Consider the following 25270-nt stretch of genomic DNA (forward strand, 5'->3'; position numbering starts at 1 on the left):
TCAATAGATAATTTGAAAAATTTTTTCAACATTTAAAGGATGTCCAAGGAAAGGAGTAACTATGCGAGCAGCTGATCTATTAACACTCATCACAACTTCTCCAACGAAAAGAGAATATAAAGGCATCTATTGTGATCTTCATGATAATCTGCAGGCTTTGACGAGTATTCAAAAAAAAGGTGAGGCTCAATGTGTGTTTTTATTTGAACCAAATAAACCCAATCTGCCGATGAAAGAGTTGCTTGTTTTCTTGATGAAAAATCGTGAAAAAGAAATTTTGTATCAAAAAGGTCAAGAATTTTATCCATTATACGGAGTGAAAGAAAGAGCAAACCAGCTAGTCATTTGAGAAAAAATAGGAATTTCGAGAAAAATTGAACGTTTATGACTCTAAAACGATCATTTATTACTTTTTTTTATCTTTGGACAAAACTTACAGTATAATAATTTATGAACAAGCCAGTAAAAATTATCTCCCCCACGAGGTTTCTGCTTTACTGGCTGTTTTTTTATATTCAAATAAATTAGACACATTTCTCGTTCAAATTCGTGAGATGTGTCTTTTTTTATATAAAAGAAATACATAGAGTTTGAAGAAATAAATTTCCTCTTTCTTTCCATTTTCTTTCCATTTATTGATTAAGGACTTTATTGCTAGTTTGAAGCATACTCTAAGAATTGCCGGGATGTTGGGTTTACAAATGATGAAGTACGCATCTTTTTTGTTCTTTTCAGACAACTTAGTTGGGGATTTTTTCGTCTATGTTTATACTTAAATTAGAATGGAAAGGAAGATCCTATGAATAATTTTTTTCAAACGCTTGTTGAGCGAAAAGGAGAATTGATCTCCGCAACATTTCAGCACTTATCAATTTCATTAATTGCCTTATTGATTGCGATTGTTATTGCAATCCCATTAGCTATTTGGGCAGTGAACCATAAAAAAATGGCAGAAGTATTGTTGCAGATAACCAGTGTTTTACAGACGATCCCATCTTTAGCTTTATTAGGATTGTTGATCCCCTTCGTTGGAATCGGAACAGTGCCAGCGTTGATTGCATTAGTGATCTATGCGTTATTACCAATTTTTCAAAATACGTATATCGGACTTAGTGAAATTGATCCATCCATTGAAGAAGCAGCAGTTGCTTTTGGTATGTCACGCATGAGACGGTTGATCAAAGTGGAATTGCCAATCGCATTACCAGTGATTATTTCAGGTATTCGGACAGCCCTTGTCTTGATCATTGGAACAGCGACGTTAGCAGCATTGATCGGTGCCGGTGGATTAGGAACGTTTATTTTATTAGGAATCGATCGCAATACGCCAGTTTTGACTCTGATCGGTGCAATCAGTTCAGCTTTGTTAGCGATTATTTTCAGTAGTTTAATCAGACTTCTTCAACATTTGAAACCTCGATATACAGTTATCACTTTATTGCTTATCTTTTTGGGAATCGGTGGAATATCTTTGTATCAAAGCGGACTCTTTAAAGAAGATAAGGTGACAATTGCTGGGAAATTAGGTTCAGAACCAGATATTTTGATTCAAATGTATAAAGAATTAATTGAAGATAATTCAGATGTTGAAGTTGAATTAAAACCGAACTTCGGCAAAACCAGTTTTCTTTTTAGTGCATTGGAGAATCAACAGATCGATATTTATCCGGAATTTACAGGAACTGTTTTAGAAAGCTTAGTTAAAGTACCTGATGACTTAAAAAATAAAGAATTGAATGAAAAAGAAACCTATAATCAAGCGAATCGCTTATTAGGTGGACAATTTGAAATGACACTTCTTCAACCAATGGCGTATCAAAATACCTATGCTTTAGCGGTGAAGCGATCATTTGCCAAAGAAAATGGGCTAAAAACCATTTCTGATTTGGGAAAGATTGAAGATCAGATAAAAGCCGGTTTCACATTAGAATTTATTGATCGTTCGGATGGCTATAAAGGAATCCAAGAACTTTACAAGCTTAATTTTCCAAGTGTACAAAGTATGGAACCAAGTTTACGCTATCAAGCCATCGATAACGGAGATGTCAATGTAGTAGATGCTTATTCGACTGATAGTGATCTAAAACAATATGACCTTGTCACCTTAGAAGATGATCAGGGATTATTTCCAGATTATCAAGGAGCTCCTTTGATGACCAAAGCCTTTGCGAAGGAACATCCAGAAATCGTTGCAGCTCTAAACAAGCTCGCTGGCAAAGTAACAGAATCTCAAATGATTGAAATGAATTATCAAGTGAATGTAGAAAAACAACAACCTGCGGAAGTAGCGCATGCATTCTTGGAAAAAGAAGGACTACTGAAGGAGGGGAATAAATGAATAATCTGATAGAATTCAAGCAAGTCCAAAAGAAATTTGGCGAAAAATATGCAATTAAAGAACTAAACTTATCGATTGAACAAGGGGAAATCTTTGTTTTGGTGGGTCCCTCTGGTAGCGGGAAGACGACCTCGCTTAAAATGATCAATGGTCTATCTCAGCCGAGCGCAGGGGAGATCTTCTTCAAGGGTAAATCGTTAAAAGACTATGATTTACAAAAAATGCGGTGGAAAATGGGCTATGTTTTACAACAAATTGCGTTGTTTCCAACTATGACTGTCCAACAAAATATCGAAGTTATTCCAGAAATGCTAGGATGGGAAAGAAGAAAAAGAGAAAAAATAGCTGACCAATTACTTGAGAAAGTCGGACTTGATCCTACAATCTATCGAAATAGAATGCCACAGGAATTATCCGGTGGAGAGCAACAACGGATCGGTATCGTCCGTGCTTTGGCAGCTAGCCCAGAAGTTATTTTGATGGACGAACCATTTAGTGCTTTAGATCCTTTGTCTCGAGCTTCTTTACAAGACCTTGTACTTTCCTTACATCGAGAATTAGGCACAACGATCGTCTTTGTGACGCATAATATGGATGAAGCCATAAAATTAGGAGATCGGATCGCTGTCATGAAAGAGGGCGAATTAATTCAATGTGACCAACCCGACCAGTTGTTGACTCAGCCTAAAAATGAATTTGTACGGAGCTTTTTTGATGAGACGATTCAACAAAAACAACAAACAGTAAAAGAGCTGATCGTAGCTGACGATTACAGCAAAGGACTTCATCAAGCGGATTTTCCAGATGTTTACTTAAGTACACCGCTGACTGAAGTATTCGAATTATTGATCCAACATGAAGCAGTAAATATTCGAGAAAATGAGGAAAATCTAGGGGAGATTACAAGAAAAGATATCTTCACTTATTTATCTAGAAAGGAAAGGGAAAATGAAAGAATATGATGAAGTTGTGATTGGTTCTGGCGTAGCTGGTATGAGCGTGGCTTATGGGTTAAAAAAAGCAGGGAAGAACGTCTTGATCATCGAAGAAAATCTTTGGGGTGGTACTTGTCCTAATCGAGGATGTGACCCTAAAAAAATTCTACTAAATAGTGTGGAAGCAAGAAAACGGATTGAACAGTTGTTGGGTAAAGGATTCAGCGAAGTACCAACTGTTGATTGGCAAGAACTACAAGCATTTAAGCGCAGTTTTACAGATCCAGTTTCAAAGAATCGTCAAAAAGAATTAGCAGCAGCTGACATTGATTATCTAGCTGGAACAGCACGCTTTATCAATGAAAATACGATCATGGTAGGAGAAGAAAAAATTTCAGCTGAACATTTCATTCTTGCTACTGGTCAACGACCATCGATTTTACCTATTGATGGGAATGAATTTTTACAAACAAGTACTGACTTTTTATCATTAAGTGAATTGCCTCAGGACATTATTTTTATTGGTGCAGGCTATATTGCATTTGAATTAGCGATGATCGCTCATGCTTCAGGAAGCAATGTCACGATCGTTCACCATAATCAACGACCATTAAAAGCATTTGACGAACAATTGGTCAAACAATTAGTTAAACAAATGGAAGCAGCCGGGATTCGATTTGTTTTTGATTTTGAGTCACAGCGAATCATTCAAGAAGGAACGCACTATTCCTTGCAGTCAAACGATCAAGAACTACAAGCAGATGCGATTTTTTGTGCCACTGGAAGACAGCCAAATGTTGAGCGACTAGACCTGGAAAAGGCGAAGGTAGAAACAACGAAACATGGTGTTGTTGTTAATGACTATCTTCAAACGAGTAATCCAATGATTTTTGCTTGCGGGGATATCATCTCACGGACAGAGCCAAAATTAACGCCAGTTGCTACCTTTGAAGGAAATTATGTTGCAAACTATGTATTAGGAAATACTAAAGAAAAAATTAGTTACCCTTCCATCCCTACGATCGTTTTTACTAGTCCGAAATTGGCTCAGGTCGGGGTAACAAAAAAACAACTCACTGGACAAGAAGAAGTAGTAGAAATTGATATGACCAATTGGTTTACCTATCATCGTGTGAATGAACCACTTGCTAAATCCCAAATGATCTATGACAAAGCTGGGTATTTGATTGGTGCCAGTGTCCTTAGTGAACAGGCAGATGATTTAATCAATGATTTGAATTTATTGATCAGTCAACATACAAAAAAAGAAGAATTAGAGCAATGGATCATGGGTTATCCAACGGTAGCGAGTGATTTATCCTATTTATTGAAATAAAAAATATAGTGTATTGATTATGTAAAAAAACGATTAAATATAAAAAAATAAACGCTTAAATCTGTGGCTGAAAATGTCCTCGAATTTAGGCGTTTTTTCTATTGTAGTGAAAATGATAAAAAGATTATTTTAGTGAAAGGCTCTTTATGGAGTTCTCTAAAAGATCCGGTAGTAAATATTTTAATAATAGATATCTTGAGTGTTATTTTTATTAAAATATTACCTCGCAGAAAAGCACGAATCTTATAGGTTGATCACTACTTTTTTAATATTATTATACTTATATTTTAATGAAATGGTAGACATACTTATTTTCGTACATTAAAATTAATAATAGAGGAGAATAGAGAAAACAAAGCGTTTGTAAATTTTGAGGGATTAGGAGGGGAAAATGAAGCAATTACTAACGAAACAAAGTTTAAGACAGCTAGCACTCTTAGAATTACTCTGGAGCAACGAATGGCTGACGATTGCAGAGATCGTCAAAAAAATAGGTGGGGTTGAAAAAACGATCCGAACAGACATCAAACAACTGAATGAAATAATTGAACCTTTAAAAATAGAGACTTCGGTAAAATATGGCGTTTTTTTAAGTAAAGACTTAGGTGTTTCAAAATCATATGTTTATTCGCTTTTTTTACAAAAAAGTGTCGAATGTCAAATGTTGGAAATGATATTCATCAATCCCATGATGAAAAGAGGGGAACTATGCGATCAACTCTTTATTTCAGAAACACAACTCAATCGATTACATAATAAAATGAATATTTTAATGAAAAAATACGAAATAAAAATCACAAATGATTTGAAATTGATCGGTCACGAAAAAAATATCCGTAAACTTTTCTCTAGTTTGTTCTATGAAAAATACCTTTCACCCGATTTACTTTTTAAAACAGAAGAATTTCAACTGATTGATACAGTACTTGATATTTTTTATAAACAAAATAAAGAGAAGATGGTTATGGATGATCAACATCATTTTTTATTGAATAAAATGCGAATGAGATTATGGGTGGCTGCCTATCGTTGTAAATCTAGCTCATTCTTTAAACAAGAGGAAGATTATTTTAATTATTCTATGATTACTGGAGATCGAGAATTAAACAAAAGGTGGCAAGCTGTGTTTGGTATCGAACTATCAGAAGAAGTTTTGTTTAACCTGTTTGAGTATTTTCATGCTCCATTCAAATTAAATGAAAGATGCTTACAACTAGGGACTAGTCAATCGATCTTACAAACAAGACTGGAAAATCTGATTTTGGAAGTTAGCTATGAATTTAAGATTAAATGCCAGAACAAAACAGCTCTACTTCAGGCCGTTATGTGGCGGATATTTCGTACGATCGGTCCAACGCATATTTTAAATAACGTTGAAGAAGATTTTGTCTGCGAATTAATGAATGATCGACAAGATATCGTTTTAAATTTGAAAGCTAAATTCAGTGAAATTTATGACGATCTAACCGTTCATTCTCTAGATAAAAAAAATATGATTTATCAATCCATTTATACTTTAGTTTCACAATGGTCTGAATTTCGTTCGGAAATACGTAAGCCAACGATTAAAATCCACGCTGCATTGCTATTAGATGCACCAGCCGGGCATTTAAAAATGCTAAAAGAAGAAATTGAATATCATTTTAGAAATACATATGAAGTTGATATTTTATTGCCAATAGCACAAAATTCTGTGAATCAGCTAAAACACTATGATTGTGTCCTAACCAATGGCTTTAATACTGGCGATCTAGGAGATGTGAAAATTATTGGTGTCCCTAATTATTTTGGAGAAGAATTTGTCAAAAAACTACATCATTTTTTGATCAACAAAAAGGAAGAATTACACGTTTTTAGAAAGAATATACTCATCTAAAAGCAAAACAAGTTGAATATACATATTGAGAAAGAGGCTGAACGATACAGTAACAATCATAGTAGTATTTCCGAATGAACATCCAAAGAGCGGTTATCGTTACATTAACTATAAAAAAAGTGAGCGTGCTATTTAGTGAAAACGATTCTGTTTGTTGCATAGATCTACCTAGTAAAGGGACCCGAGATGAATGATTGTCTTTGGTCTCCTATTTTTTTACTTTGCATCACGAACAACTCAATGGATCGTTGGAAAAAATAAAAGATTATGAAAGATATTTTACCAAGGGCTCGGTATATTAAGGTTATTTTTAAAGATTGGGATATGCTAAAAATAAAACAAGGAGTATTTATCTGTTAGGAGAGGAGAGATGTAATAGAAATGAGAGAAATATTAGACGGGCGTTTGAGACGCCAATTGAATATTTTAGAAATCCTTTGGAATACGGAATGGATTACGACTGCGGAATTAGCTGAAAAAATTGATAGTTCAGAAAAAACCATTCGAAATGATCTATCTCAAGTCAACGAAATGATTGAGCCTCTATCAATTGAAACTTCTTTTAGAGCAGGAATCATTTTAAAGAAAGATATCACAACGCCTAAGTCATTTATCTATTCAAAAATTCTTGAAAAGAGTCTAGAATACACATTACTGGAAACGATTTTCCTAGGAAAAGTTACTTCTAAAGAAGAGCTTAGTGATTTGCTTTATATTTCAGAAACTCAGGTATCAAGGGTAATTAATCGAATCAATCAAGAAATCCGGTTTTTCGATTTTCAAATTACCAATCAAATCAAAATTATCGGAAACGAAGGGAATATCAGAGACTTCTTTTCAGTATATTTTTCTGAGAAATATCATTTGCCCGAAAAATTGATACAAAAAGAAGAAAGAAATTTGATTTCAGAGATCATTGATATATTCATCAAAGAAAATACGATATGGGCAATTGTGAACAATGACCATCATTTATTTTTGGGAAATTTAAAATTTCAATTGTATGTCTGTTTTACACGATTGAAGCAAGGCTATCAATTAGAAGTTAACGAGATACCTTTTCATTTTACACATCTAATGAACGAAAAAAAACTAGTAGAAAAAATACATAATGTCTTTGGCATCAAAAGTGTAAAAGAAAATCTTCAGCAATTATTTTATGAATTCCATCAGCCAATTAATCCAATCGCTCGTTTTCATTCAGAAGGAGTTGAAATCGATTCGGTCTCAATAAAGAAACAGATCGGCTATGTGATTACTTTGCTGGAAGAACGTTTTGGATTACTTTGCGAGAATCGAGATAAATTGATTCATGATATTTATTGGACGACCATGAGTTCGGTGCGACCTACTTATATTTTATACAATAAAAAAACGGATTTTTTTGAAAATACGTTGAAGGTAAGTCCTGAGTTAGTTACCGCATTAAGAGATGAATTTTTTGATATTTACTTTTCTCTTGGTAATCCATTTTTATCTTACTTAGATGAAATGATCCAGCAATCCATCTTCAAATTGTTAACTTCTTGGTCTGAACTATGGGTACGCGTGAGAGAAAGTAAAGCAAGCATCAATGTAGCACTTTTATTGGATAGCTCTTACGATCATATGCGGATGCTCAAAGAGGAAATTCAATTTTATTTTAGACATAATATCAAAATTGAGATACTCGATCCTACTACTCAAATACAAAAGGGCTATTTACAAAAGTTCGATTGCCTTTTAACAGATGTATATTCACCTGACCATTTCGGTATTCCAACGATTGGGATGTCTAGTTATTTTGATGAAGATATCATTAATAAATTAGTTGATTATTACCATATAAAAGTTAATTCCAGTATGGATAGTTAGTTTGCACTATGACTATAAATTTCGGAAAAGTTTCCGCTTATCAACTGATATGGCTAAAAATTAAGTATTATTTTTTAGATGTTCTAAGCTAATCATCTTTTTGTTACATAACAATTACTAATGGAAAAGGTATTTACCAATCTATCGGTAAAACTTGGTTTTCATTCTATTTTATTTTTACGGATAATATTATTGTGGAGGTTGCGTCGTTAAAGTATTGGAGGTGAAGAGCGAAATAAAAAGAGTGATGTATTATTTGATAGGTGTTTTAATGGTTAGTCTTTTCATTACAACAAACTGTCATGCACAAACCACAAATGAACAAACGATTCAAGTTGAAGCAATAATAGGAGTATGGGATGCGGACGCAGATGCCAGTACAATTGATAACGTAAGTGACGCAGGAACCAAAGAAAAAGCAACTATAACGATCACACCATCTGATTCAGGTTCTTCAAAAAAAGTGAGACTTCCACAAACTGGTGAACAATTGAGCGTTTATATGATGTTACTTGGAACAATTGTATCCCTTTTCTCAACGGTTATGTTGATTGAGCTCAATCGAGAAAAAAACTATATCATGTAATTTTATTTTTATGGAAATGTTGTGAGACGTTTTCAGCGAGGAGAGAGACAGAATAATGAAGAAGTTGACAAATGTGTTACTAGTATCATCTATTTTATTAGGTGGATTTGGGATTGGAACAATGAATGCAAGTGCAGAAACAGTTAAAGATAATGAATTAGGTTGGATTCCTGGATTAAGTGACCCTGAGGATGACAGCGCAACTATTCAAGGAAAAGATAATGCACAAATTGGAGTGGATGGCTGGATTGGTCCATGGGATCCGGTCGGACCGGAAGATGTATCTTATGTTGACATCACTGTACCTACAAAAGTACGTTATGCAAATGCGGTAACAGATGATGGCCAGCCACTTCCTAATATCTTATCACCTATTTATACCGTAACAAATAATTCTAGTGCACGTAGAGTCAAGATTGAAATATCAAAATTTGAAGAAAAAAGTCAATCGGGTGTAAGACAAGATTTATACTTTACGCCAACAAATGAAGCGGGCGTCCGTTTACAAAGTGTTGCGGGTCAATTTCTTAATAGCCCTACTTATTTAACAGAATTAGATAAATCTTCATCTAAAACGTTAAAATTCGAAGGAAAAATCGCTGAAGGATTTAAAGAAAATCAAGTGGTTAGACCAAGTTACGAAATAACGTTTAATTTCACTGCTTTAAAAGATACTGAATCATAAAAAAGCGTGATTTATTTCATTTATATCATATATTATTGGAATCCCCAGCAGAATAAACAGGGGATTTCGCACATAGTAACAATGACATGACTGTCTTAGAATACCATTTAGCAGGATTCCAAATAGTTGGAGTTCTGCTAATCATTGAAAGTATAAACTGTTGGAACGAAAGAAACTAGTTGATCAACAAAAAAACTTGTGGATTGTTTGAAAAAAAAATAAAAGTAAATGCTTAACGAATGATTTTTTTATCCATCTGGTTGAGACGATTTGTTTTTGATTTTATCAGAAAGGGAGATTTTTAAATGGCACATAAAGCAAAACAAAGAAAAAAAAGCACATATATCCTGATAACCTTCTCTGTAGTACTTTTGATATTGGGGATCAGTGGATACTTCTATTTTAATCAATCTCCCCCTCAAGTCGTTACAGGATTGCCAGATTTTGATGAGAACATCACTCAGTTGAATAATGGCGAATTATTAAAAAAGATGCAGGAAGAAGTCGATAAAGACAATGTTCGGATTGTATTGAAGCATGAAATCGAATTAAATAAAGAGGGAAAAGCCCACGTGGATGTACGTAATGTGGGTGTCAACTCCTATAATATACAAGTAGAATACTATTTAGCATCTAATCAAAAAAAATTATATGTTTCAGGATTGATTCCACCCAACAATGGGATTGAATCGGTTGCTTTCAAGAATATGCCTTCCTCGGGTACGCATGGCATAAAGATATATTATAAAGTATATGATGAAAAAGAACTAATCAATACAACAACCATTGATGGAACACTCCGTATTGATTAACGAATCATAGCTAGCATAATAAAAAATAGTTATTTAGAGGCGGGCCAAAGCTTGCTTTATTATCTTAGTTCACTCGAAAATTCACGAAGTAGGTTTTGTTTTAACTGGTTTACTTGGGATCCTTTAAAGAGGGTCCTTTTTTATTTCACTAAAAGTACATAATTACCAAGAAATAGGAATTTTTCGGTTTGTTTTTTCGGATAGAATTAACTAAACTTTAGATGAAAACGTTGTTTATTTACTTGTTTGAAAGATTCACATAGTAAGAAGAAAGTAAGGAGGCAGAACTATTAAATCAATCAAATTAGAAAAAACGGATTATCGATTTTATGAATTAGAACAAGTCCAAAGACATAATCAAAGAGAAATAGTTGAATCAAGTATTGTACAACCAGATAAAACATCTTTAAATTATGATGTTTTAAATAAGAAATTTATTGACTATAAAAAGATCATTAGAAAATATTTGACCCATTTATCTTCAACAAAATCGATTCATTCTAATTGGACAATATTAATTGAATGGCGAATCATCTTTAAAGAATCGGCATTAAAAAAATTATCAGTAAGAGAAACAAAACTATTTTTTTTACAAATTGTTCAAACCTTTCAAAAACTATACGGTCTATCGAATATCATTTATGCACATGTTCATTTTGATGAAGAGAAACCACACTTACATATTGGCCTAATACCCATGAAAGAAGGACGTCTCAATTCTGCTTATATTATGTCCAAATATAAAAACTGTGAAATAGAAACAGAATTACTCAAAAAGTTAGAAGCAGTTCTTCAACAAAATAAGACATCCATCTATCGAAAGAAATCGACAAATGATCATATGAAAGAACAATTGAATGCTGAGTATCAAGAATACAAAGAACTGTATACTAAATTACTTCACCACTCGTTGTTGCCTTCTGAGGTGGGGATGAAGAAACCAGGAAGAGAAACAGATAACTATTCAAATCATATGACAGACGAAAAGAGTAAAACAATAGACGAATTACATAAAGAAAACAATTATTTGAATTCATTAGTGAAACGATTGAAAGCAGAGAACAACTATTTATTGAACGTCATGAAAGAAACAAAAAATAATTTTGAGCAGTTAGACAAACACAACTGTTCAAAAAACACGATGAACGAACCACCATTTGCCAAACTGGAATTAGAAAATCGAAATTATCAAAAAAATTGACAGAAAGGATACTATTTCTGCCAATTTTTTTCATTTACGCTTTGCTTAGTAAAAAAAAACGAAGATCCTAAAGAGGGACCTTCGCTTTTTAAACAAGCTATTTATATTAGTACCAACCGTTTGCTTCCCAGAAAGATTTAGCTGCTTCCCATGAGCCGTAACGAGAAGATACGTATTGTTCAGCAACTCGTTCTTGGTTTGCTGCTGAATAGTCACCATTTAAGTAAGAAGAATCTAATTGGTAACGTCCGATGTAACGACCGTTTGTTGCTGTATAAGAACCGCTAGATTCTTTTTGAGCGATCCATTCTTTCGCTGAGCTTGTGTTTGTTGTCGTTGGTGTTGCTTGTGTCGCTGTTTGCGTTGCTTGAGCAGGTGCTGCTTGTTGAGCTGGTTCTTGCTTCACTGGTTGTTCAGCCACTGTTTTTGTTTGAGCAGGCGCTTGGTAAGCTGTTTGTGTTGTTGCTGCTTGTTCGCCTGTTGGGATTGTTAATTGTTGACCTGAATAAATCAAGTTGATGTTTGAGATTGAATTTTTTTCTGCAATAGTTTGGATCAAGGAGTTATCACCAACGTATTTTTGAGAAATCGTTGATAGCGTATCACCTGATTGAACGGTATAAGCTTCGTCCGCATGTGCAGATGTTCCCATAAAGAATAGTGCGCCGGCAGTCAAAGTTGTTCCTAATAGTAATGTTTTAAGTGATTTCATGTAAAAGCTCCTTCGTAAATTTAAAAATAGTTTTGTTGTGACCAACGAGGAATACTTTACCACGGGGATATATTTCATAGGTAATAGCTTTATGACAAATCTACCTTTTTTGTAATATTTAAAGTAACATATGTAATCGAAAACGATTTCTTTGTCGTAAAATCAAGCATAATGTCTCTGAAAAGAGTAGCTGTCTAGTTATTAAGAAAAGGTTAATCTCACGTTTTTTTGTAGAAAAAATCTCTCTTTTGTCTCGAATAACGCTTACATGAATATAAATAAAAACAGTCATGAGCATACAAACTAACGCTCATGACTGCTTTATTTATATTAGGAACAGAGGATAATTAAAAAATTATCGTTCTACTCTATTTGTAATAAGTGGAAAGAATTTCAAACAATAAATAGCACAAATTCCTACGATAATATAGATCGCTTTAGCTAGAATTGTCGTAGATCCACCTGCAATAGTAGCAACTAAATCAAATTCTAATAAACCAACCAATAACCAATTTAATCCACCAACGATCAATAATGTTAAAGCAATAATGTCTAAAGTTTTCATTTGTTATTTCTCCTCTCCATATTTGACATACTCTAATTATAAACTAATTTTTATATTAGTACTAAAATACTGCTTAAGCTTATAAAATAAGGTTATAAGCTGGTAATGTCATCTTTATTTATAAGAATACGAGTTTGATGATGAGAAAAAAATGAAATATATAAGTTAAGAAAGAGAAATGTCCAATGGAAAGCAAAAGGATTCAAGAACTGTAAACAAGCGTTACACTATTTAAAAGAATCGATTGAATAAGAGTTCAATTATGGTTCCTAATATTCATCGTTCTCATAATTCTTTTACAGTATAGGTCATAGGTTGTAAGTATAAAAAATGATCAAGATGGGCAAAATAGAAGGCATGCAGATAAAACAATACTGATTTCATTGCTTAATCGTAATAAGGAGAAATAATCAAAAAAGCTATCTTATGAAACATAAGAAGGAACTGTCCATGGTAATCATTAGCAGTAAATTAACAGGAAGAGTAAAATAGAAAGAAGAATTAATGCGTAAAATTATCAGAAGTCAGGTCGTTTAGTATAACGAACAGTAAGTTTATTAATAAGACGTGAATAAGAAAACAAAAAAACGTAGAGCACGGAATGCTCTACGACTAGTCATTGATGCAGACGATGGGATTTGAACCCACACGAGCGTACGCTCACAAGACCCTCAATCTTGCATGTCTGCCGTTCCATCACGTCTGCGTATAATAACAATAAATTAATGATAGCGAGTATTTCCGCAGATGTCAAGATGAAAAGGGAGAGAAAAAGTGGAAAAATATGATGGGGAGTTTTCTACCTTAGGAATGAGTGTTGGGCTAATTCTTGGTATTGTATTGAAAGATTTGTCTGCCGGAATTTTTTTGGGTGTTATTTGCGGAATTGCTATGGACTGGGGTGCGAATTTATTCAATGAATATCGACGGAAATGAGTTTGAAAACTAACTAAAATTTCTTATGGTTTTACTTAAAATTGTGGTAAATTTTAGAGGGATAGAGTATGATATTGAAAATAAGTAAAAAATAAAAAATCAGAAATTTCTGTTTATTTTGAAATGAGGGATTGGATAGCGTTATGAGAGAATTTGAAAAATCCAATAAACTAGAAGGCGTAAGCTACGACGTACGTGGACCTGTGTTAGAAGAAGCCGAACGTATGCAAGAAGAAGGGATCAGTATTTTAAAGTTAAATACTGGAAATCCTGCCCCCTTTGGATTTGAAGCGCCAAATGAAGTGATACGTGATTTGATTATGAATGCACGAGATTCAGAAGGCTATTCTGATTCTAAAGGCATTTTTTCAGCAAGAAAAGCGATTGAACAATATTGTCAAATCAAAAAGTTCCCCAATGTGACGATCAACGACATTTATACAGGGAATGGAGTCAGCGAACTGATCACAATGTGTATGCAAGGTCTACTTGATAATGGGGATGAGGTTTTAGTTCCGATGCCTGATTATCCATTATGGACGGCTTCAGTATCATTGGCTGGTGGAAAACCTGTTCATTATATATGTGACGAACAAGCAGAATGGTATCCTGATATTGATGACATTAAATCAAAAATAACGAGTAGAACAAAAGCAATCGTGATCATCAACCCAAATAATCCAACTGGAGCATTGTATCCAAAAGAGATTTTAGAGCAAATCGTGGAGATTGCTCGTCAAAATCAATTGATTATTTATTCTGATGAAATTTATGATCGTTTAGTCATGGATGGTTTAGAACATATTCCAATCGCTACTTTGGCACCAGATTTATTTGTCGTGACGTTGAATGGTTTATCTAAATCCCATCGTGTTGCAGGATTTCGTGTTGGCTGGATGGTGTTGAGTGGAGATAAATCACATGTTAAAGGCTATATTGAAGGATTGAACATGCTTTCTTCGATGCGTCTTTGTTCCAATGTATTGTCTCAGCAAATCATTCAGACGGCATTAGGTGGTTATCAAAGTGTGGATGAATTATTATTACCTGGTGGGCGTATTTATGAGCAACGAGAATTTATTTACAATGCCATTAATGACATTCCCGGCCTTTCTGCAGTAAAACCTAAAGCAGCGTTTTACATTTTTCCTAAGATTGATACGAAGCGTTTCAATATTTTAGATGACGAAAAGTTTGTTTTAGATTTCCTACATGAACATCATATCTTGCTGGTTCATGGTGGGGGATTTAATTGGCATCAACCGGATCATTTTAGAATCGTTTATTTACCAAAGATGGATGATCTGAAAACGACTGCTGTCAAAATGCGTGAATTTTTATCGACTTACCGACAAAAATAGCCTGTCATGGATGTTTTTACTCAAAAGAGCCGAACTCAAGTTTTGGCTCTTTTTGGTGTGAGAGATGAAATAATCACTAGCTAAATCAAAAATAAGGAAGGAAAAAAGTCGGATAAGTTTTTGATAGGACTTTTCTTGATGTTTCTTCTTCCGTAAAGTAAAATATTGGTATAATGCGAATACGCATATTTTGAAGGAGGATGCTTATGGAAACGTTGGTCGCTTCCTTTGGTACAATCATAAAAGAAATTCGAAAAGAACAGAAGATGACACAAAAAATGCTTTCGCAAGATATTTGTTCACAGAGTGTTTTAAGCAGAATTGAAAATAATGAAGAGCTACCAAATGTTGTTGTAATGGCACAAATTTGCCAACGTTTAGGCGTAACGATCGATCATGTCATGCGTTTATCTCATGGGAAAATTCGAGCGGTCTTAAAGAATTTTGAATTAACAGACTTGTATTTTCAGCAACGAGATTATCGCAAGCTGGAACAAGTGTTAAAATCGCCAGAGGTTACAGAAAATTTGTACGAAGCTGCGGATTTTCAAAAATATTATTATTATTTAGGCGTCTGTGAATTTACATTACGAAAAAATATTACTCAAGCACTTAGTTATTTAAAAGAAGCGCTCTCCTATTCGACGTTAAAAGATCGAACACAAGTGACGGATGTTGAGATCCAGCTAGTCAGTTGCATTGGCAAAATCTATGGCGTAGCTGGCAAAACTGCGGAAGCTAGGTACTATTTAAGTCGTAGTATCCAACTCTTCCAAGAGACGATCCAAGATCGAACCAAAAGTGAGTTTACTCAAATTTTTTATAACTATGGAAGCTTTTTGTTGCACCAAGGAGAAATTGAACTATCTTTAGAACAAGTAAATCAAGGAATACGGTGGGCGCAAGATAAAAATAGTTATTATTACCTTAACGATTTATTTATTTTAAAGAGTTTGATTTATAAAAAGAAAGGTGAAATCAATAAAGCTCTCTTTTATGAAGAATTGGCACAATCAGTTAAAAAAATAGCAAAAAGTCTCTAAATGGTGTAGACCATTCTTGACTTATCTCCAAAATAAGAGTACCTTTAGGATAGAAAATCAAAGGAGAGAGAAGAATGAGAACTTTTATCTACGCAGACAAATTCTTTTTGTCATCCGGTGTCAAAAATGCAGGTTATCTTGAAATCACTGATGGTCTTTTTGGGGAGTATACCCAAAACACACCTGAAGGAGAAGTCAATATCATTGATCAAAGCGGAAAATGGATCGCTCCTGGTCTAGTTGATACGCATATTCATGGCTATATGAACCATGATGTGATGGATAATGATGCAGAAGGTGTGAAAGCAATGTCAGAAGGATTGCTTTCTTGTGGAGTAACATCGTTTTTACCAACTACTTTAACATCAAGTAAAGAACGTTTAAAAGATGTAGCTGAAACAATTGGAAAAATGTACCAAGAAGCTCCTGGAGCAAAAATTAAAGGAATCTATTTTGAAGGACCATTCTTTACGGAAGAACATAAAGGGGCGCAAAATCCAAGTTATTTTGGAGACCCTGATCTTGATACTTTCCATGAATGGCAAGAAGCTTCTGGCGGACTGATCAAAAAAATTGCCCTAGCCCCAGAACGAAAAGGCGTTGAAGAGTTTGTCAAACAAGTGACAGATGAAGGCGTGGTTGTTTCATTGGGTCATAGTAATGCGACGATCGATGAAGCACAAAAGGCAGTAGAAGCAGGTGCCAGTGTCTTTGTCCATGCGTATAATGGCATGCGTGGATTAAATCATCGTGAACCTGGAATGGTTGGTGCGCTACTATCGCTAGAACATGTTTTTTCAGAATTGATTTGTGATGGGCATCATGTTCATCCAAATGCTGCTCAAATTTTAATGGAAAAAGCAGGTCATGACCATGTGGCATTGATCACTGATTGCATGATGGCTGGTGGAATGCCTGATGGCAATTATAATTTAGGAGAATTTCCAGTGGTCGTGAAAGATGGAACTGCTCGCTTAGAATCAGGTAATTTAGCAGGAAGTATCTTGAAATTAAAAGAAGCAATCAAAAATGTAGTAGACTGGGGATTAGCTACACCTGAACAAGCTGTGATGATGGGAAGTTTAGTACCAGCAATCAGCTGCAAGATCGATGATACTTGTGGCAAGATCGCAAAAGGACGGGACGCTGATTTTATCGTATTGAATCCAGATATGACTTTAGAAGCAACATACCTAGATGGTGTAGAACGTTATCACGCTTAATAAAAAGACTGTTATTAAGTAAGTAAGAGCGAACCATCGCTGAAAGGCTGATTTGAAGAGTTTTGACTTAATGGATCAGGTCATTATGTTTGAACATCATTCGTAAATAAGCAAAAGCCGATGTGGCTGGGACAGAACCTTGTTCCATTCACACCGGCTTTTTTTAACTGATTTGGATGACTTTGACCCCAACATGGTTGATTTCAGCAATTACTTTTTCAGAACAAAACTGGTCGGTAATCAAATAATCAAAAACAGAAATATCTGCAATTTTAAATTTCGATGTTAAACCAATTTTACGATGATCAGCAACTAGAATCTTACATTTAAACGTTTGACGAATCATCATTTCATTGATCGTTGATTCATTGAGAATTTTAGTTGTTACGCCATTATCGATCGATACGCCACTGCAACCAATGATACAGACATCAGCATTCATTGAAGAAATGGTATTTAATGCGATATCACCCACTAATGCTTCTTTTGGAAAGCGCATCTCACCCCCAGTCAAGATATAATTGCAGTTTTCTTTGTGAGGGGAGTAAGTGATTTTTACGTTATTTGTGACAATTGTCAGGTGATTGGCACGTACATATTCAACCGCTTTAAGTGCAGTAGAACTAGAATTTATGAATACGGTATCATAATCATTGATGTATTTACAAGCTTCACGAGCGATTGCTTGTTTCAGCCGTTCTGGACCAGATTGATCAAAGTCTGTACGATTATCATAATTATAAGAACAATACCCGTAATTGCGAATGATCTCATTTTTTTCTTCTAATAAGTTTAGATCTCTGCGTATTGTACTAATAGAGACTTTTAAAGATTCAGCTAACTCATATGTTGTCATTTGCTCTTTTTGCTGTAATCGTTCCAAAATATCCTTTTGCCGCTTCTCAATATTGACAATTGAATTTTTCATTATTTACCCTCCTATATGTCGTTTGTATATATGATTTTTATTACTTCAAAAATTCATATAAAGTTTATTAACTACATCTATCATACTAAAAAAATCAATTAACTAACAAAAACGATCATATAAATAACAAACACTCATATAAAAGGGTTTTCATGTTTGACGCCGCATATTATGATTTAGATGTCAACAAAAGAAAGTTCTTGAGAGGAGCATTACAATGAGCAAACATGTCAATGATGTCACAAAAGAAAATTGGGTTTTAGAAACATTTCCTGAATGGGGTACCTACTTGAATGAAGAGATCGAAGCAGAGGAAGTAAAAGAAGGAACGGTTGCGATGTGGTGGTTAGGTTGTACCGGGATTTGGTTAAAGACGCATAAAGGGACAAATATTTTGTGTGATTTATGGTGTGGGACAGGTAAACGTAGTCATGGAAATGGGATGATGAAAAAAGGGCATCAGATGATGCGAATGAGTGGTGTTCAAAAAATGCAACCGAACTTGCGGACGCAACCTTTTGTGATTGACCCTTTTGAAATGAAAAGTGTAAACGCTTTAGTTGTCACGCATATCCATTCGGATCATTTGGATATCAATACAGCAGCTGCTGTTCATCAAAATTGTCCGAATGCAAAATTCATTGGTCCTCAAGAAGTAGTAAATACTTGGTTGAACTGGGGAATTCCAAAAGAGAAAACGATAATCGTCAAACCAGGAGATGAAGTCAAAATTGAGGATGTAACTATCGTTGCTTTAGAAGCATTTGACCGTACAGCATTAGTCACTTGTGAAGATCCAGAGGAAACTTTAAAAGGGAAAATACCTCAAGAAATGGATGAGATCGCTGTGAATTATCTATTTGAAACATCGGGTGGAAATATTTATCATGCTGGAGACTCTCATTATTCTAATATGTTTGCGAAACATGGGAACGAACATACTATTGATGTTTGCCTAGGTGCATATGGTGAAAATCCACGAGGTATCACGGATAAAGTGACTTCTGTCGATATGTTGCGAATGGCTGAGTCATTAAAGGCTAAAGTAGTCATCCCTGTTCATTATGATATCTGGGCAAATTTTATGGCTGATCCAAAAGAAATTACCGAAATATGGAAGTTTAAAAAGGATCGATTGAAGTACGATTTTAAACCATATATCTGGCAGGTAGGAGGCAAGTTTACCTATCCAACGAACAAAGACGACCTGGAATTTAATTTCTACCGTGGTTTTGAGGATGTATTTTCTGTAGAAAACGATACACCATTCCCGTCATTCTTATAGAAAAGAGGCTAACAACATGTTGAAATATTTTTTGGATCAAGGCTTGGTGAAATATTCCGATAAAGAAATTACTGATTGGAAGGAAGCTGTTGCTGAAAGCTGTCAACTATTATTAGATAAAAAGTTGATTGATCAAAGTTACGTAGATGAAATCATCCAATGTGTAGAAGAACATGGTCCTTATATCGTGATTGTTCCCAAAGTGGCAATGCCACATTCTTCAGCAGATAGTGAAGGAGTTTATGGAACAGCTATATCATTCACTAAAATGAAAAGACCCATTCAATTCGACCAAGAAGAAAAATCAGCAAGTTTATTCTTTACTTTAGCAGCCAAAAATGTAGATCAGCATATGGAAAATATTCAAAAATTGTCTGAGTTGTTGATGATAGATGGACTAATTGATCGTTTGGCAGATACCGATTCGATTGAAGACTATCGAGTGGTGATGCAAGAGTATAACTTATAGGAGGAAAAAAGAATGGCTGATTTTTTATTGAGCATTTGGACTTATTTCGCTACAAACATCTTAACTCAACCAGCTTATCTGATTGGTTTTATTGTACTGCTAGGGTACATTCTCTTGAAACGTCCATTTTATGAGTGTATTGCTGGTTTCTTGAAAGCAACAGTCGGTTACTTCATTTTGACGGTTGGTTCAGGAGGATTAGTAAACAACTTCCGCCCCATTTTAGTAGGTTTAAAAGAACGGTTTAATCTGGATGCGATGGTCACCGATCCATATTTTGGACAAAATGCCGTTGACTCTGGATTAGAGGAAACATTTGGTCGTACATTTGGGGATGTCATGATTTTACTTTTGATTGCTTTTGTTATGAATATCTTACTCGTTCGTTTTCAAAAATATACAAAATTACGTTCGGTTTTTACAACTGGAAATGTTCAGATTCAACAATCTGCAACTGCTTTTTGGATATTATTATTTTGTTTTCCCTCTTTAGGAAGAATTCAAGTTCTGATTTTTATGGGACTGATTTTAGGCTGTTATTGGGCAGTAGCTTCTAATTTAACAGTTGGTATCACCCAGGAGTTAACCGAGGGCGCTGGTTTTTCTGTGGCACATCAGCAAATGTTTGGTATCTATATATTTGCGAAGTTAGCCGAGTTTTTAAAGAAACGTGATCAAAAAAAAGAACACTCTAAAAAAGTGGATAAAAAATTGGAAGATATTGAATTACCAGGTTTTTTATCTATATTTAATGAAAATATGGTAGCAACTTCTTTATTAATGCTTTTATTTTTTGGAATTATTTTGTTAGTGCTAGGAAAAGATTATTTGATTCAAGCACAGTTTATGCAAGAAGGACAAAGTTTCTTGTTCTATATTATGACAACATCATTGAATTTTGCTGTCTACCTAGCCATTTTACAATTAGGAGTCCGTACTTTCGTGGATGAGCTAACACAATCTTTTCAAGGGATCTCAAATACAATCCTACCAGGTGCGGTTCCTGGGATTGACGTAGCTGCTACTTTTGGTTTTGGTTCACCTAACGCCGTAACCATTGGCTTCTTGTTTGGTGCCTTAGGTCAATTTTTGATGATTGCCTTACTCATTTTGTTCAAATCACCAACCATCGTGATTGCTGGTTTTATTCCACTGTTCTTTGACAATGCAGTTATCGCAGTTTTTGCCAACAATCGAGGTGGTTTCAAAGCCGCCTGTCTGTTCCCATTTCTTTCTGGAATCATTCAAGTTGGTGGATCGGCCGTTTTTGCAACTTGGATCGGCATGTCAAAATATGGTGGCTATCTCGGTATGTTTGACTGGGCCACTGCTTGGCCATTATTTACTGTAATGATGAAGTTTTTGGGGTATGTTGGTATCGCATTAGTCGTGGTTGGGCTATTGATTATTCCACAATTACAATACCGTAAAAATCCAGACGGGTACTTTTTGATCGTCGATGATTATGAGCAATATGCAGAAAAATATCACAACGAGAATTAAATACAACAATAAAATTAAAATGAACACATAGGAGGAAAACATAATGAGAATTTTAGTATCTTGCGCAAACGGGTCGGGAACAAGTTTGATGATGATGAGAAGCGTCGAAAAGGCAATGAAAGAACTAGGTGTGTCAATTACCAAAATCCATCATTGTGCAATTTCTGAAGGAAAAAGTTCTGCGACTCAGTATGATGTCGTTTTTACACCAGTCAATTTTTTGAATATGTTTACCCAAGCAGAGAAAAAAGGAATTACAGTGATTGGCATTAAAAATGTCATGTCAGCCAAAGAAATTGGTGAAAAATTTGCTGAATCAGCGTTGTATCAAAAATCTAAATAAAAGAGGAAGACAAAATGAGCAGACCAAAATTACAGATTGCTTTGGATCATAATGATTTAGAACAAGCATTAGCAGATGTATTTCAAGTAGGGGATATTGTCGATATTATTGAAATTGGAACCATTTTATGTCTGCAAGAGGGGCGCAAAGCCATCAGCTGTATTCGTAGCATGTTTCCAAGGAAAACAATTGTTGCTGATACAAAATGTGCGGATGCCGGGGGAACGGTAGCCAAAAATGTAACTGATGCCGGTGCGGATTTTATGACTGTTATCTGCTGTGCTACTCTGCCAACCATGGAAGCAGCTCAAAAAGAAGTGAAGGCATTGCAAGTCGAACTGTATGGAGATTGGACCTATGAACAAGCAGCTGAATGGCGGAGGATCGGTATCCAACAGGTGATCTATCATCAAAGTCGAGATGCATTACTTTCTGGTGAAACTTGGGGAGAACGGGATCTGACAAAAGTAAAGAAATTGATAGAAATGGGCTTTGCAGTTTCTGTGACAGGTGGATTAAACGTGGAAACATTGAAATTATTCGCAGGGATTGAAGTGGAAACTTTTATAGCTGGAAGAGGGATTTCTAGTGCGGACGATCCTGCAAAAGCAGCCAATGATTTTAAACAAGAAATGATTCGCATTTGGGGGGAATAGACTTGGCTCAAATCGGAATTTATGAGAAGGCACTACCAAAAGATATCTCTTGGAAAGAGCGCTTTTTATTAGCAAAGGAACTTGGTTTTTCCTTTATTGAGATGTCGATTGACGAGACAGATGAACGCCTAGCTCGACTCAATTGGTCTGACGAGATGATCAATCAAATACGCAAAGACATGAAAGAGACGGGCATACGGATCAATTCCATTTGTCTGAGTGGTCATCGCAGGTTTCCTTTTGGCTCTTCAAATGAAGCGTATCGGATAAAAGCCAAAGAATTGATGGTCAAAGCGATCCGACTTGCTCAGCGCTTAAGTATCAAAATTATCCAAGTAGCCGGATACGATGTCTATTATGAAAAAAAAACAAGGCTATCACGAAAATTATTTATTGAAGGACTTGAAGAAAGCGTCAAAATAGCTTCTGAATATGGAATAATCTTGTCAATTGAAATTATGGATGATCCATTTATGAATTCAATCACTAAATTTTTAGAAATCAAACGCCAGATTGATTCACCTTATCTTCAAGTCTACCCAGATCTTGGGAACCTTTCAGCTTGGCAAGAAAACGATCCAGAACGTGAACTAGAAAAAGGGATCAATTGGATTTCTTCCATCCACTTAAAGGATACCTATCCAGTAACAACTGAATCATCAGGTCAATTTCGTGATGTTCCTTTTGGCGCAGGCTGTGTTGACTTTGAGGGTTTGTTAAAGAAACTCAAACAGATGAATTATAATGGGTCATTTTTAATTGAAATGTGGAGTGAAAAAAATCCGGATTTTAAAAAAGAAATCGTAGCAGCAAAGAGCTATCTTTATCCGAAGCTAAAGGAGGCAGGTTATGAGTTTGCGTAATCCGATCATTAAAGAAATGAAACAACGTGTTTATGAAGCAAATTTGGCACTACCTCAATATGGACTAGTTAAGTTGACTTGGGGCAATGTCAGTGAGATTGATCGAGCGCTTGGGGTGATCGTGATCAAGCCAAGTGGTGTAAAGTATGAACAGATGGCTCCCGAACAAATGGTAGTGACTGATCTAGCTGGAAATCTGCTAGAAGAAGATGGGATGAAGCCCTCTTCTGATTTATCGACTCATGTGATTTTGTATCAAGCTTTTGAAAAAATCAATGCTATCGTCCACACGCACTCCACTCATTCAGTCATGTGGGCGCAGGCTGGTCGAGACTTGCCTGCCTATGGAACAACTCATGCGGATGCTTTTTATGGAACGATTCCTTGCACACGGCAATTAACTGAAAAAGAAGTTAAAAGTGCTTATGAAAGAAACACTGGTCATGTGATTGTTGAAACGTTTCAAGAAAGACAATTAGCTCCCACTGAAGTTCCTGGTGTATTCGTTTATGGACATGGCCCATTTACTTGGGGTGAAACCCCTGCAAAGGCGGTAGAGAATAGCTTGATCTTAGACGAAATATGCTTAATGGCTAAAGAAAATGAAAAAATTAATCCTGCTATGCAATCTATTCCACAATATCTTTTAGATAAGCACTACTATCGAAAACATGGGATGCATGCATATTACGGTCAAAAATGACGAAGCTTGCGGGGGCTTACTTGAAGTCTTCACATTTATTGATTCGTAGCACTTAGTAGCAAATTTTTATTCTTGATTTATAAAAGAGTTACTACGTCTGAGTTTGATGTCTGATGTCAAACTCAGACGTAGTTTTTTCTTGTATAAATATTAGTTATCCCAAGCTACGATTCAACTAAAATTTCTAAACGCGTCACATATTCTTCTGGCTTATTCGTTTCGTGAAAATCAATCAGATAAGATTCATAAAATGGACTGGCTCTATGAAGCGAATGGGTAGTCAGGTAGTTCATGATGGTAGCAATTCCTTTCTTCCTTTGTTCATAGTCACCTTTAAAACTATAACTAAGATAATTTCCAGCAGGGAGTATCTCAGCATCCTCATTTTTAATCGTAAGGTCAGGACAAAAATAAAATACTTGATAGGTAAAAGGATCTTCTTCTAAATGGATGATACTACCAAAAAGATTTTGATTATTAGTGCTTAATAAAGGTTCGTATTTTTTATGAAGTTCTTTTAACGAAAAGTCGATTTGTTCATCCGTCGCAACCGTAGAAGCTTTAAGAATCAGTCTTTTCGGTTGCTGCACTAATAGCACTTCTTGATAGTCTATGCTTTCTGCTTCTTCAATTAACTGGACACGTTCGATTAATAGTTCGATTTTTTTTTGTGAGTCACTGATGAGTTGATGAAGTGCCTCGATTTCAAAAGCTAATAATTCTTTTGTCTTGCTGATTTCTTTTTGCTTCAAATAATCGGCGATCTCAGTAATGGAGACGTCAAAATAACGTAGGTCACGGATGGTATTCAGTTGTTCAATGTGTTCGTAAGAATAATTTCGATAGCCATTTTCATCATAATCCGGTGTAATCAAACCTAATTTTTCATAATAGCGTAAAGTATGGGCTGTAATATCATAGAGCTTTGCTAATTCATTGATTTTCAAATCATCACTTCCATTGATCAGTCATTTTAAGTAAGGTTATTTTACTACGAAACGTGGGGGAAATGTGAATGGAATTGATTTTCTTATTCTACATAGATAGATTTGCTTAA

General features: G+C 35.0%; 25 protein-coding genes and 1 tRNA gene. 21 read left to right on the plus strand and 5 right to left on the minus strand.

Annotated features, from left to right (window positions below; all coding sequences use genetic code 11):
• The first annotated feature begins 61 nt into the window (after positions 1 to 61).
• From IGJ11_RS05195 to IGJ11_RS05240, 10 genes are all read left to right on the plus strand, one after another.
• Positions 62 to 349 carry a hypothetical protein gene (locus IGJ11_RS05195; RefSeq protein WP_207432406.1) on the plus strand — a complete coding sequence of 96 codons (288 nt, stop codon included), beginning with the start codon at positions 62 to 64 and terminating at the stop codon, positions 347 to 349.
• A gap of 450 nt (positions 350 to 799) precedes the next feature.
• On the plus strand, positions 800 to 2338 hold the full coding sequence (locus IGJ11_RS05200; protein WP_207432404.1) for an ABC transporter permease/substrate-binding protein: 1539 nt from the start codon (positions 800 to 802) through the stop codon (positions 2336 to 2338).
• A complete protein-coding gene (locus IGJ11_RS05205; RefSeq protein ID WP_034700339.1) occupies positions 2335 to 3300 on the plus strand; it encodes an ABC transporter ATP-binding protein in 966 nt (321 codons plus the stop codon). The genes IGJ11_RS05200 and IGJ11_RS05205 overlap by 4 nt, the downstream gene beginning before the upstream one ends.
• Positions 3287 to 4609 (plus strand): dihydrolipoyl dehydrogenase family protein, encoded by a 1323-nt coding sequence (locus IGJ11_RS05210; RefSeq protein WP_034700340.1) that lies wholly within the window; start codon positions 3287 to 3289, stop codon positions 4607 to 4609. Before IGJ11_RS05205 ends, IGJ11_RS05210 begins: the two co-directional genes overlap by 14 nt.
• A 391-nt stretch (positions 4610 to 5000) precedes the next feature.
• Entirely contained in the window at positions 5001 to 6485 is a 1485-nt protein-coding gene (locus IGJ11_RS05215) for a helix-turn-helix domain-containing protein (protein WP_034867558.1), read from the plus strand.
• A gap of 381 nt (positions 6486 to 6866) precedes the next feature.
• Complete coding sequence (locus IGJ11_RS05220) at positions 6867 to 8339, plus strand: helix-turn-helix domain-containing protein (protein ID WP_010719424.1); 1473 nt, start codon at positions 6867 to 6869, stop codon at positions 8337 to 8339.
• A 223-nt stretch (positions 8340 to 8562) separates the two neighbouring features.
• Entirely contained in the window at positions 8563 to 8925 is a 363-nt protein-coding gene (locus IGJ11_RS05225) for an LPXTG cell wall anchor domain-containing protein (RefSeq protein ID WP_229445205.1), read from the plus strand.
• Between the two features lie 55 nt (positions 8926 to 8980).
• Complete coding sequence (locus tag IGJ11_RS05230) at positions 8981 to 9610, plus strand: hypothetical protein (RefSeq protein WP_010737408.1); 630 nt, start codon at positions 8981 to 8983, stop codon at positions 9608 to 9610.
• Between the two features lie 305 nt (positions 9611 to 9915).
• Positions 9916 to 10422 (plus strand): hypothetical protein, encoded by a 507-nt coding sequence (locus tag IGJ11_RS05235; RefSeq protein WP_010737409.1) that lies wholly within the window; start codon positions 9916 to 9918, stop codon positions 10420 to 10422.
• Between the two features lie 382 nt (positions 10423 to 10804).
• Positions 10805 to 11623 (plus strand): plasmid recombination protein, encoded by an 819-nt coding sequence (locus IGJ11_RS05240; RefSeq protein ID WP_374220323.1) that lies wholly within the window; start codon positions 10805 to 10807, stop codon positions 11621 to 11623.
• Positions 11624 to 11729: 106 nt separating this feature from the next.
• Here IGJ11_RS05240 and IGJ11_RS05245 read toward each other — a convergent pair whose 3' ends face one another.
• The 3 genes from IGJ11_RS05245 to IGJ11_RS05255 form a co-directional block, all read right to left on the minus strand.
• Positions 11730 to 12335, minus strand: coding sequence for a LysM peptidoglycan-binding domain-containing protein (locus tag IGJ11_RS05245; protein WP_207432402.1), 606 nt, complete (start codon positions 12333 to 12335; stop codon positions 11730 to 11732).
• A gap of 355 nt (positions 12336 to 12690) precedes the next feature.
• Positions 12691 to 12900 (minus strand): DUF378 domain-containing protein, encoded by a 210-nt coding sequence (locus IGJ11_RS05250; RefSeq protein WP_010719419.1) that lies wholly within the window; start codon positions 12898 to 12900, stop codon positions 12691 to 12693.
• A gap of 623 nt (positions 12901 to 13523) precedes the next feature.
• Positions 13524 to 13606: transfer RNA gene (locus IGJ11_RS05255), tRNA-Leu, on the minus strand.
• A 68-nt stretch (positions 13607 to 13674) separates the two neighbouring features.
• On the opposite strand from IGJ11_RS05255, the gene IGJ11_RS05260 reads away from it, so the two are divergent.
• The 4 genes from IGJ11_RS05260 to nagA all read left to right on the plus strand — a co-directional run bounded on the left by IGJ11_RS05260 (position 13675) and on the right by nagA (position 17463).
• Positions 13675 to 13836: a hypothetical protein gene (locus IGJ11_RS05260; protein WP_178306027.1), complete on the plus strand. Its 162-nt coding sequence runs from the start codon at positions 13675 to 13677 to the stop codon at positions 13834 to 13836.
• 143 nt (positions 13837 to 13979) lie between these two features.
• Positions 13980 to 15197, plus strand: a complete 1218-nt coding sequence (locus IGJ11_RS05265; protein ID WP_010719417.1) for a pyridoxal phosphate-dependent aminotransferase — start codon at positions 13980 to 13982, stop codon at positions 15195 to 15197.
• Positions 15198 to 15403: 206 nt separating this feature from the next.
• Positions 15404 to 16240 carry a helix-turn-helix domain-containing protein gene (locus IGJ11_RS05270; RefSeq protein ID WP_010719416.1) on the plus strand — a complete coding sequence of 279 codons (837 nt, stop codon included), beginning with the start codon at positions 15404 to 15406 and terminating at the stop codon, positions 16238 to 16240.
• 74 nt (positions 16241 to 16314) lie between these two features.
• A complete protein-coding gene (gene nagA, locus IGJ11_RS05275) occupies positions 16315 to 17463 on the plus strand; it encodes an N-acetylglucosamine-6-phosphate deacetylase (protein ID WP_010719415.1) in 1149 nt (382 codons plus the stop codon).
• A 163-nt stretch (positions 17464 to 17626) separates the two neighbouring features.
• On the opposite strand, the gene IGJ11_RS05280 is transcribed toward nagA, so the two are convergent.
• On the minus strand, positions 17627 to 18391 hold the full coding sequence (locus tag IGJ11_RS05280) for a DeoR/GlpR family DNA-binding transcription regulator (RefSeq protein ID WP_207432393.1): 765 nt from the start codon (positions 18389 to 18391) through the stop codon (positions 17627 to 17629).
• A 217-nt stretch (positions 18392 to 18608) separates the two neighbouring features.
• Between IGJ11_RS05280 and ulaG the strand changes: the two genes are divergently transcribed.
• The 7 genes from ulaG to IGJ11_RS05315 are packed head-to-tail and all read left to right on the plus strand — an operon-like array spanning position 18609 to position 24213.
• Entirely contained in the window at positions 18609 to 19676 is a 1068-nt protein-coding gene (gene ulaG, locus IGJ11_RS05285; protein WP_178286383.1) for an L-ascorbate 6-phosphate lactonase, read from the plus strand.
• 16 nt (positions 19677 to 19692) lie between these two features.
• Complete coding sequence (locus tag IGJ11_RS05290) at positions 19693 to 20145, plus strand: PTS sugar transporter subunit IIA (RefSeq protein WP_034866766.1); 453 nt, start codon at positions 19693 to 19695, stop codon at positions 20143 to 20145.
• A 12-nt stretch (positions 20146 to 20157) separates the two neighbouring features.
• Positions 20158 to 21648 (plus strand): PTS ascorbate transporter subunit IIC, encoded by a 1491-nt coding sequence (locus tag IGJ11_RS05295; protein WP_010737417.1) that lies wholly within the window; start codon positions 20158 to 20160, stop codon positions 21646 to 21648.
• Between the two features lie 43 nt (positions 21649 to 21691).
• Complete coding sequence (locus tag IGJ11_RS05300; RefSeq protein ID WP_207432390.1) at positions 21692 to 21991, plus strand: PTS sugar transporter subunit IIB; 300 nt, start codon at positions 21692 to 21694, stop codon at positions 21989 to 21991.
• A 14-nt stretch (positions 21992 to 22005) separates the two neighbouring features.
• On the plus strand, positions 22006 to 22647 hold the full coding sequence (locus tag IGJ11_RS05305) for a 3-keto-L-gulonate-6-phosphate decarboxylase UlaD (RefSeq protein WP_010719407.1): 642 nt from the start codon (positions 22006 to 22008) through the stop codon (positions 22645 to 22647).
• Positions 22648 to 22649: 2 nt separating this feature from the next.
• Positions 22650 to 23510, plus strand: coding sequence for an L-ribulose-5-phosphate 3-epimerase (locus IGJ11_RS05310; RefSeq protein WP_010719406.1), 861 nt, complete (start codon positions 22650 to 22652; stop codon positions 23508 to 23510).
• Complete coding sequence (locus tag IGJ11_RS05315) at positions 23497 to 24213, plus strand: L-ribulose-5-phosphate 4-epimerase (protein WP_207432386.1); 717 nt, start codon at positions 23497 to 23499, stop codon at positions 24211 to 24213. The genes IGJ11_RS05310 and IGJ11_RS05315 overlap by 14 nt, the downstream gene beginning before the upstream one ends.
• A gap of 164 nt (positions 24214 to 24377) precedes the next feature.
• On the opposite strand, the gene IGJ11_RS05320 is transcribed toward IGJ11_RS05315, so the two are convergent.
• Positions 24378 to 25160, minus strand: a complete 783-nt coding sequence (locus IGJ11_RS05320) for a MerR family transcriptional regulator (protein WP_010719404.1) — start codon at positions 25158 to 25160, stop codon at positions 24378 to 24380.
• Positions 25161 to 25270 lie beyond the last annotated feature (110 nt).

Source organism: Enterococcus sp. DIV0691, assembly GCF_051711145.1.
Taxonomy (GTDB): domain Bacteria; phylum Bacillota; class Bacilli; order Lactobacillales; family Enterococcaceae; genus Enterococcus_B; species Enterococcus_B hirae.

What these genes read in the sequence shown, in the direction of transcription:
- IGJ11_RS05195 (WP_207432406.1), top strand. Translation starts at nt 62, where the DNA reads ATGCGAGCAGCTGATCTATTAACACTCATCACAACTTCTCCAACGAAA.
- IGJ11_RS05200 (WP_207432404.1), top strand. Translation starts at nt 800, where the DNA reads ATGAATAATTTTTTTCAAACGCTTGTTGAGCGAAAAGGAGAATTGATC.
- IGJ11_RS05205 (WP_034700339.1), top strand. Translation starts at nt 2,335, where the DNA reads ATGAATAATCTGATAGAATTCAAGCAAGTCCAAAAGAAATTTGGCGAA.
- IGJ11_RS05210 (WP_034700340.1), top strand. Translation starts at nt 3,287, where the DNA reads ATGAAAGAATATGATGAAGTTGTGATTGGTTCTGGCGTAGCTGGTATG.
- IGJ11_RS05215 (WP_034867558.1), top strand. Translation starts at nt 5,001, where the DNA reads ATGAAGCAATTACTAACGAAACAAAGTTTAAGACAGCTAGCACTCTTA.
- IGJ11_RS05220 (WP_010719424.1), top strand. Translation starts at nt 6,867, where the DNA reads ATGAGAGAAATATTAGACGGGCGTTTGAGACGCCAATTGAATATTTTA.
- IGJ11_RS05230 (WP_010737408.1), top strand. Translation starts at nt 8,981, where the DNA reads ATGAAGAAGTTGACAAATGTGTTACTAGTATCATCTATTTTATTAGGT.
- IGJ11_RS05235 (WP_010737409.1), top strand. Translation starts at nt 9,916, where the DNA reads ATGGCACATAAAGCAAAACAAAGAAAAAAAAGCACATATATCCTGATA.
- IGJ11_RS05245 (WP_207432402.1), bottom strand. Translation starts at nt 12,335, where the DNA reads ATGAAATCACTTAAAACATTACTATTAGGAACAACTTTGACTGCCGGC.
- IGJ11_RS05250 (WP_010719419.1), bottom strand. Translation starts at nt 12,900, where the DNA reads ATGAAAACTTTAGACATTATTGCTTTAACATTATTGATCGTTGGTGGA.
- IGJ11_RS05265 (WP_010719417.1), top strand. Translation starts at nt 13,980, where the DNA reads ATGAGAGAATTTGAAAAATCCAATAAACTAGAAGGCGTAAGCTACGAC.
- IGJ11_RS05270 (WP_010719416.1), top strand. Translation starts at nt 15,404, where the DNA reads ATGGAAACGTTGGTCGCTTCCTTTGGTACAATCATAAAAGAAATTCGA.
- nagA (WP_010719415.1), top strand. Translation starts at nt 16,315, where the DNA reads ATGAGAACTTTTATCTACGCAGACAAATTCTTTTTGTCATCCGGTGTC.
- IGJ11_RS05280 (WP_207432393.1), bottom strand. Translation starts at nt 18,391, where the DNA reads ATGAAAAATTCAATTGTCAATATTGAGAAGCGGCAAAAGGATATTTTG.
- ulaG (WP_178286383.1), top strand. Translation starts at nt 18,609, where the DNA reads ATGAGCAAACATGTCAATGATGTCACAAAAGAAAATTGGGTTTTAGAA.
- IGJ11_RS05290 (WP_034866766.1), top strand. Translation starts at nt 19,693, where the DNA reads ATGTTGAAATATTTTTTGGATCAAGGCTTGGTGAAATATTCCGATAAA.
- IGJ11_RS05295 (WP_010737417.1), top strand. Translation starts at nt 20,158, where the DNA reads ATGGCTGATTTTTTATTGAGCATTTGGACTTATTTCGCTACAAACATC.
- IGJ11_RS05300 (WP_207432390.1), top strand. Translation starts at nt 21,692, where the DNA reads ATGAGAATTTTAGTATCTTGCGCAAACGGGTCGGGAACAAGTTTGATG.
- IGJ11_RS05305 (WP_010719407.1), top strand. Translation starts at nt 22,006, where the DNA reads ATGAGCAGACCAAAATTACAGATTGCTTTGGATCATAATGATTTAGAA.
- IGJ11_RS05315 (WP_207432386.1), top strand. Translation starts at nt 23,497, where the DNA reads ATGAGTTTGCGTAATCCGATCATTAAAGAAATGAAACAACGTGTTTAT.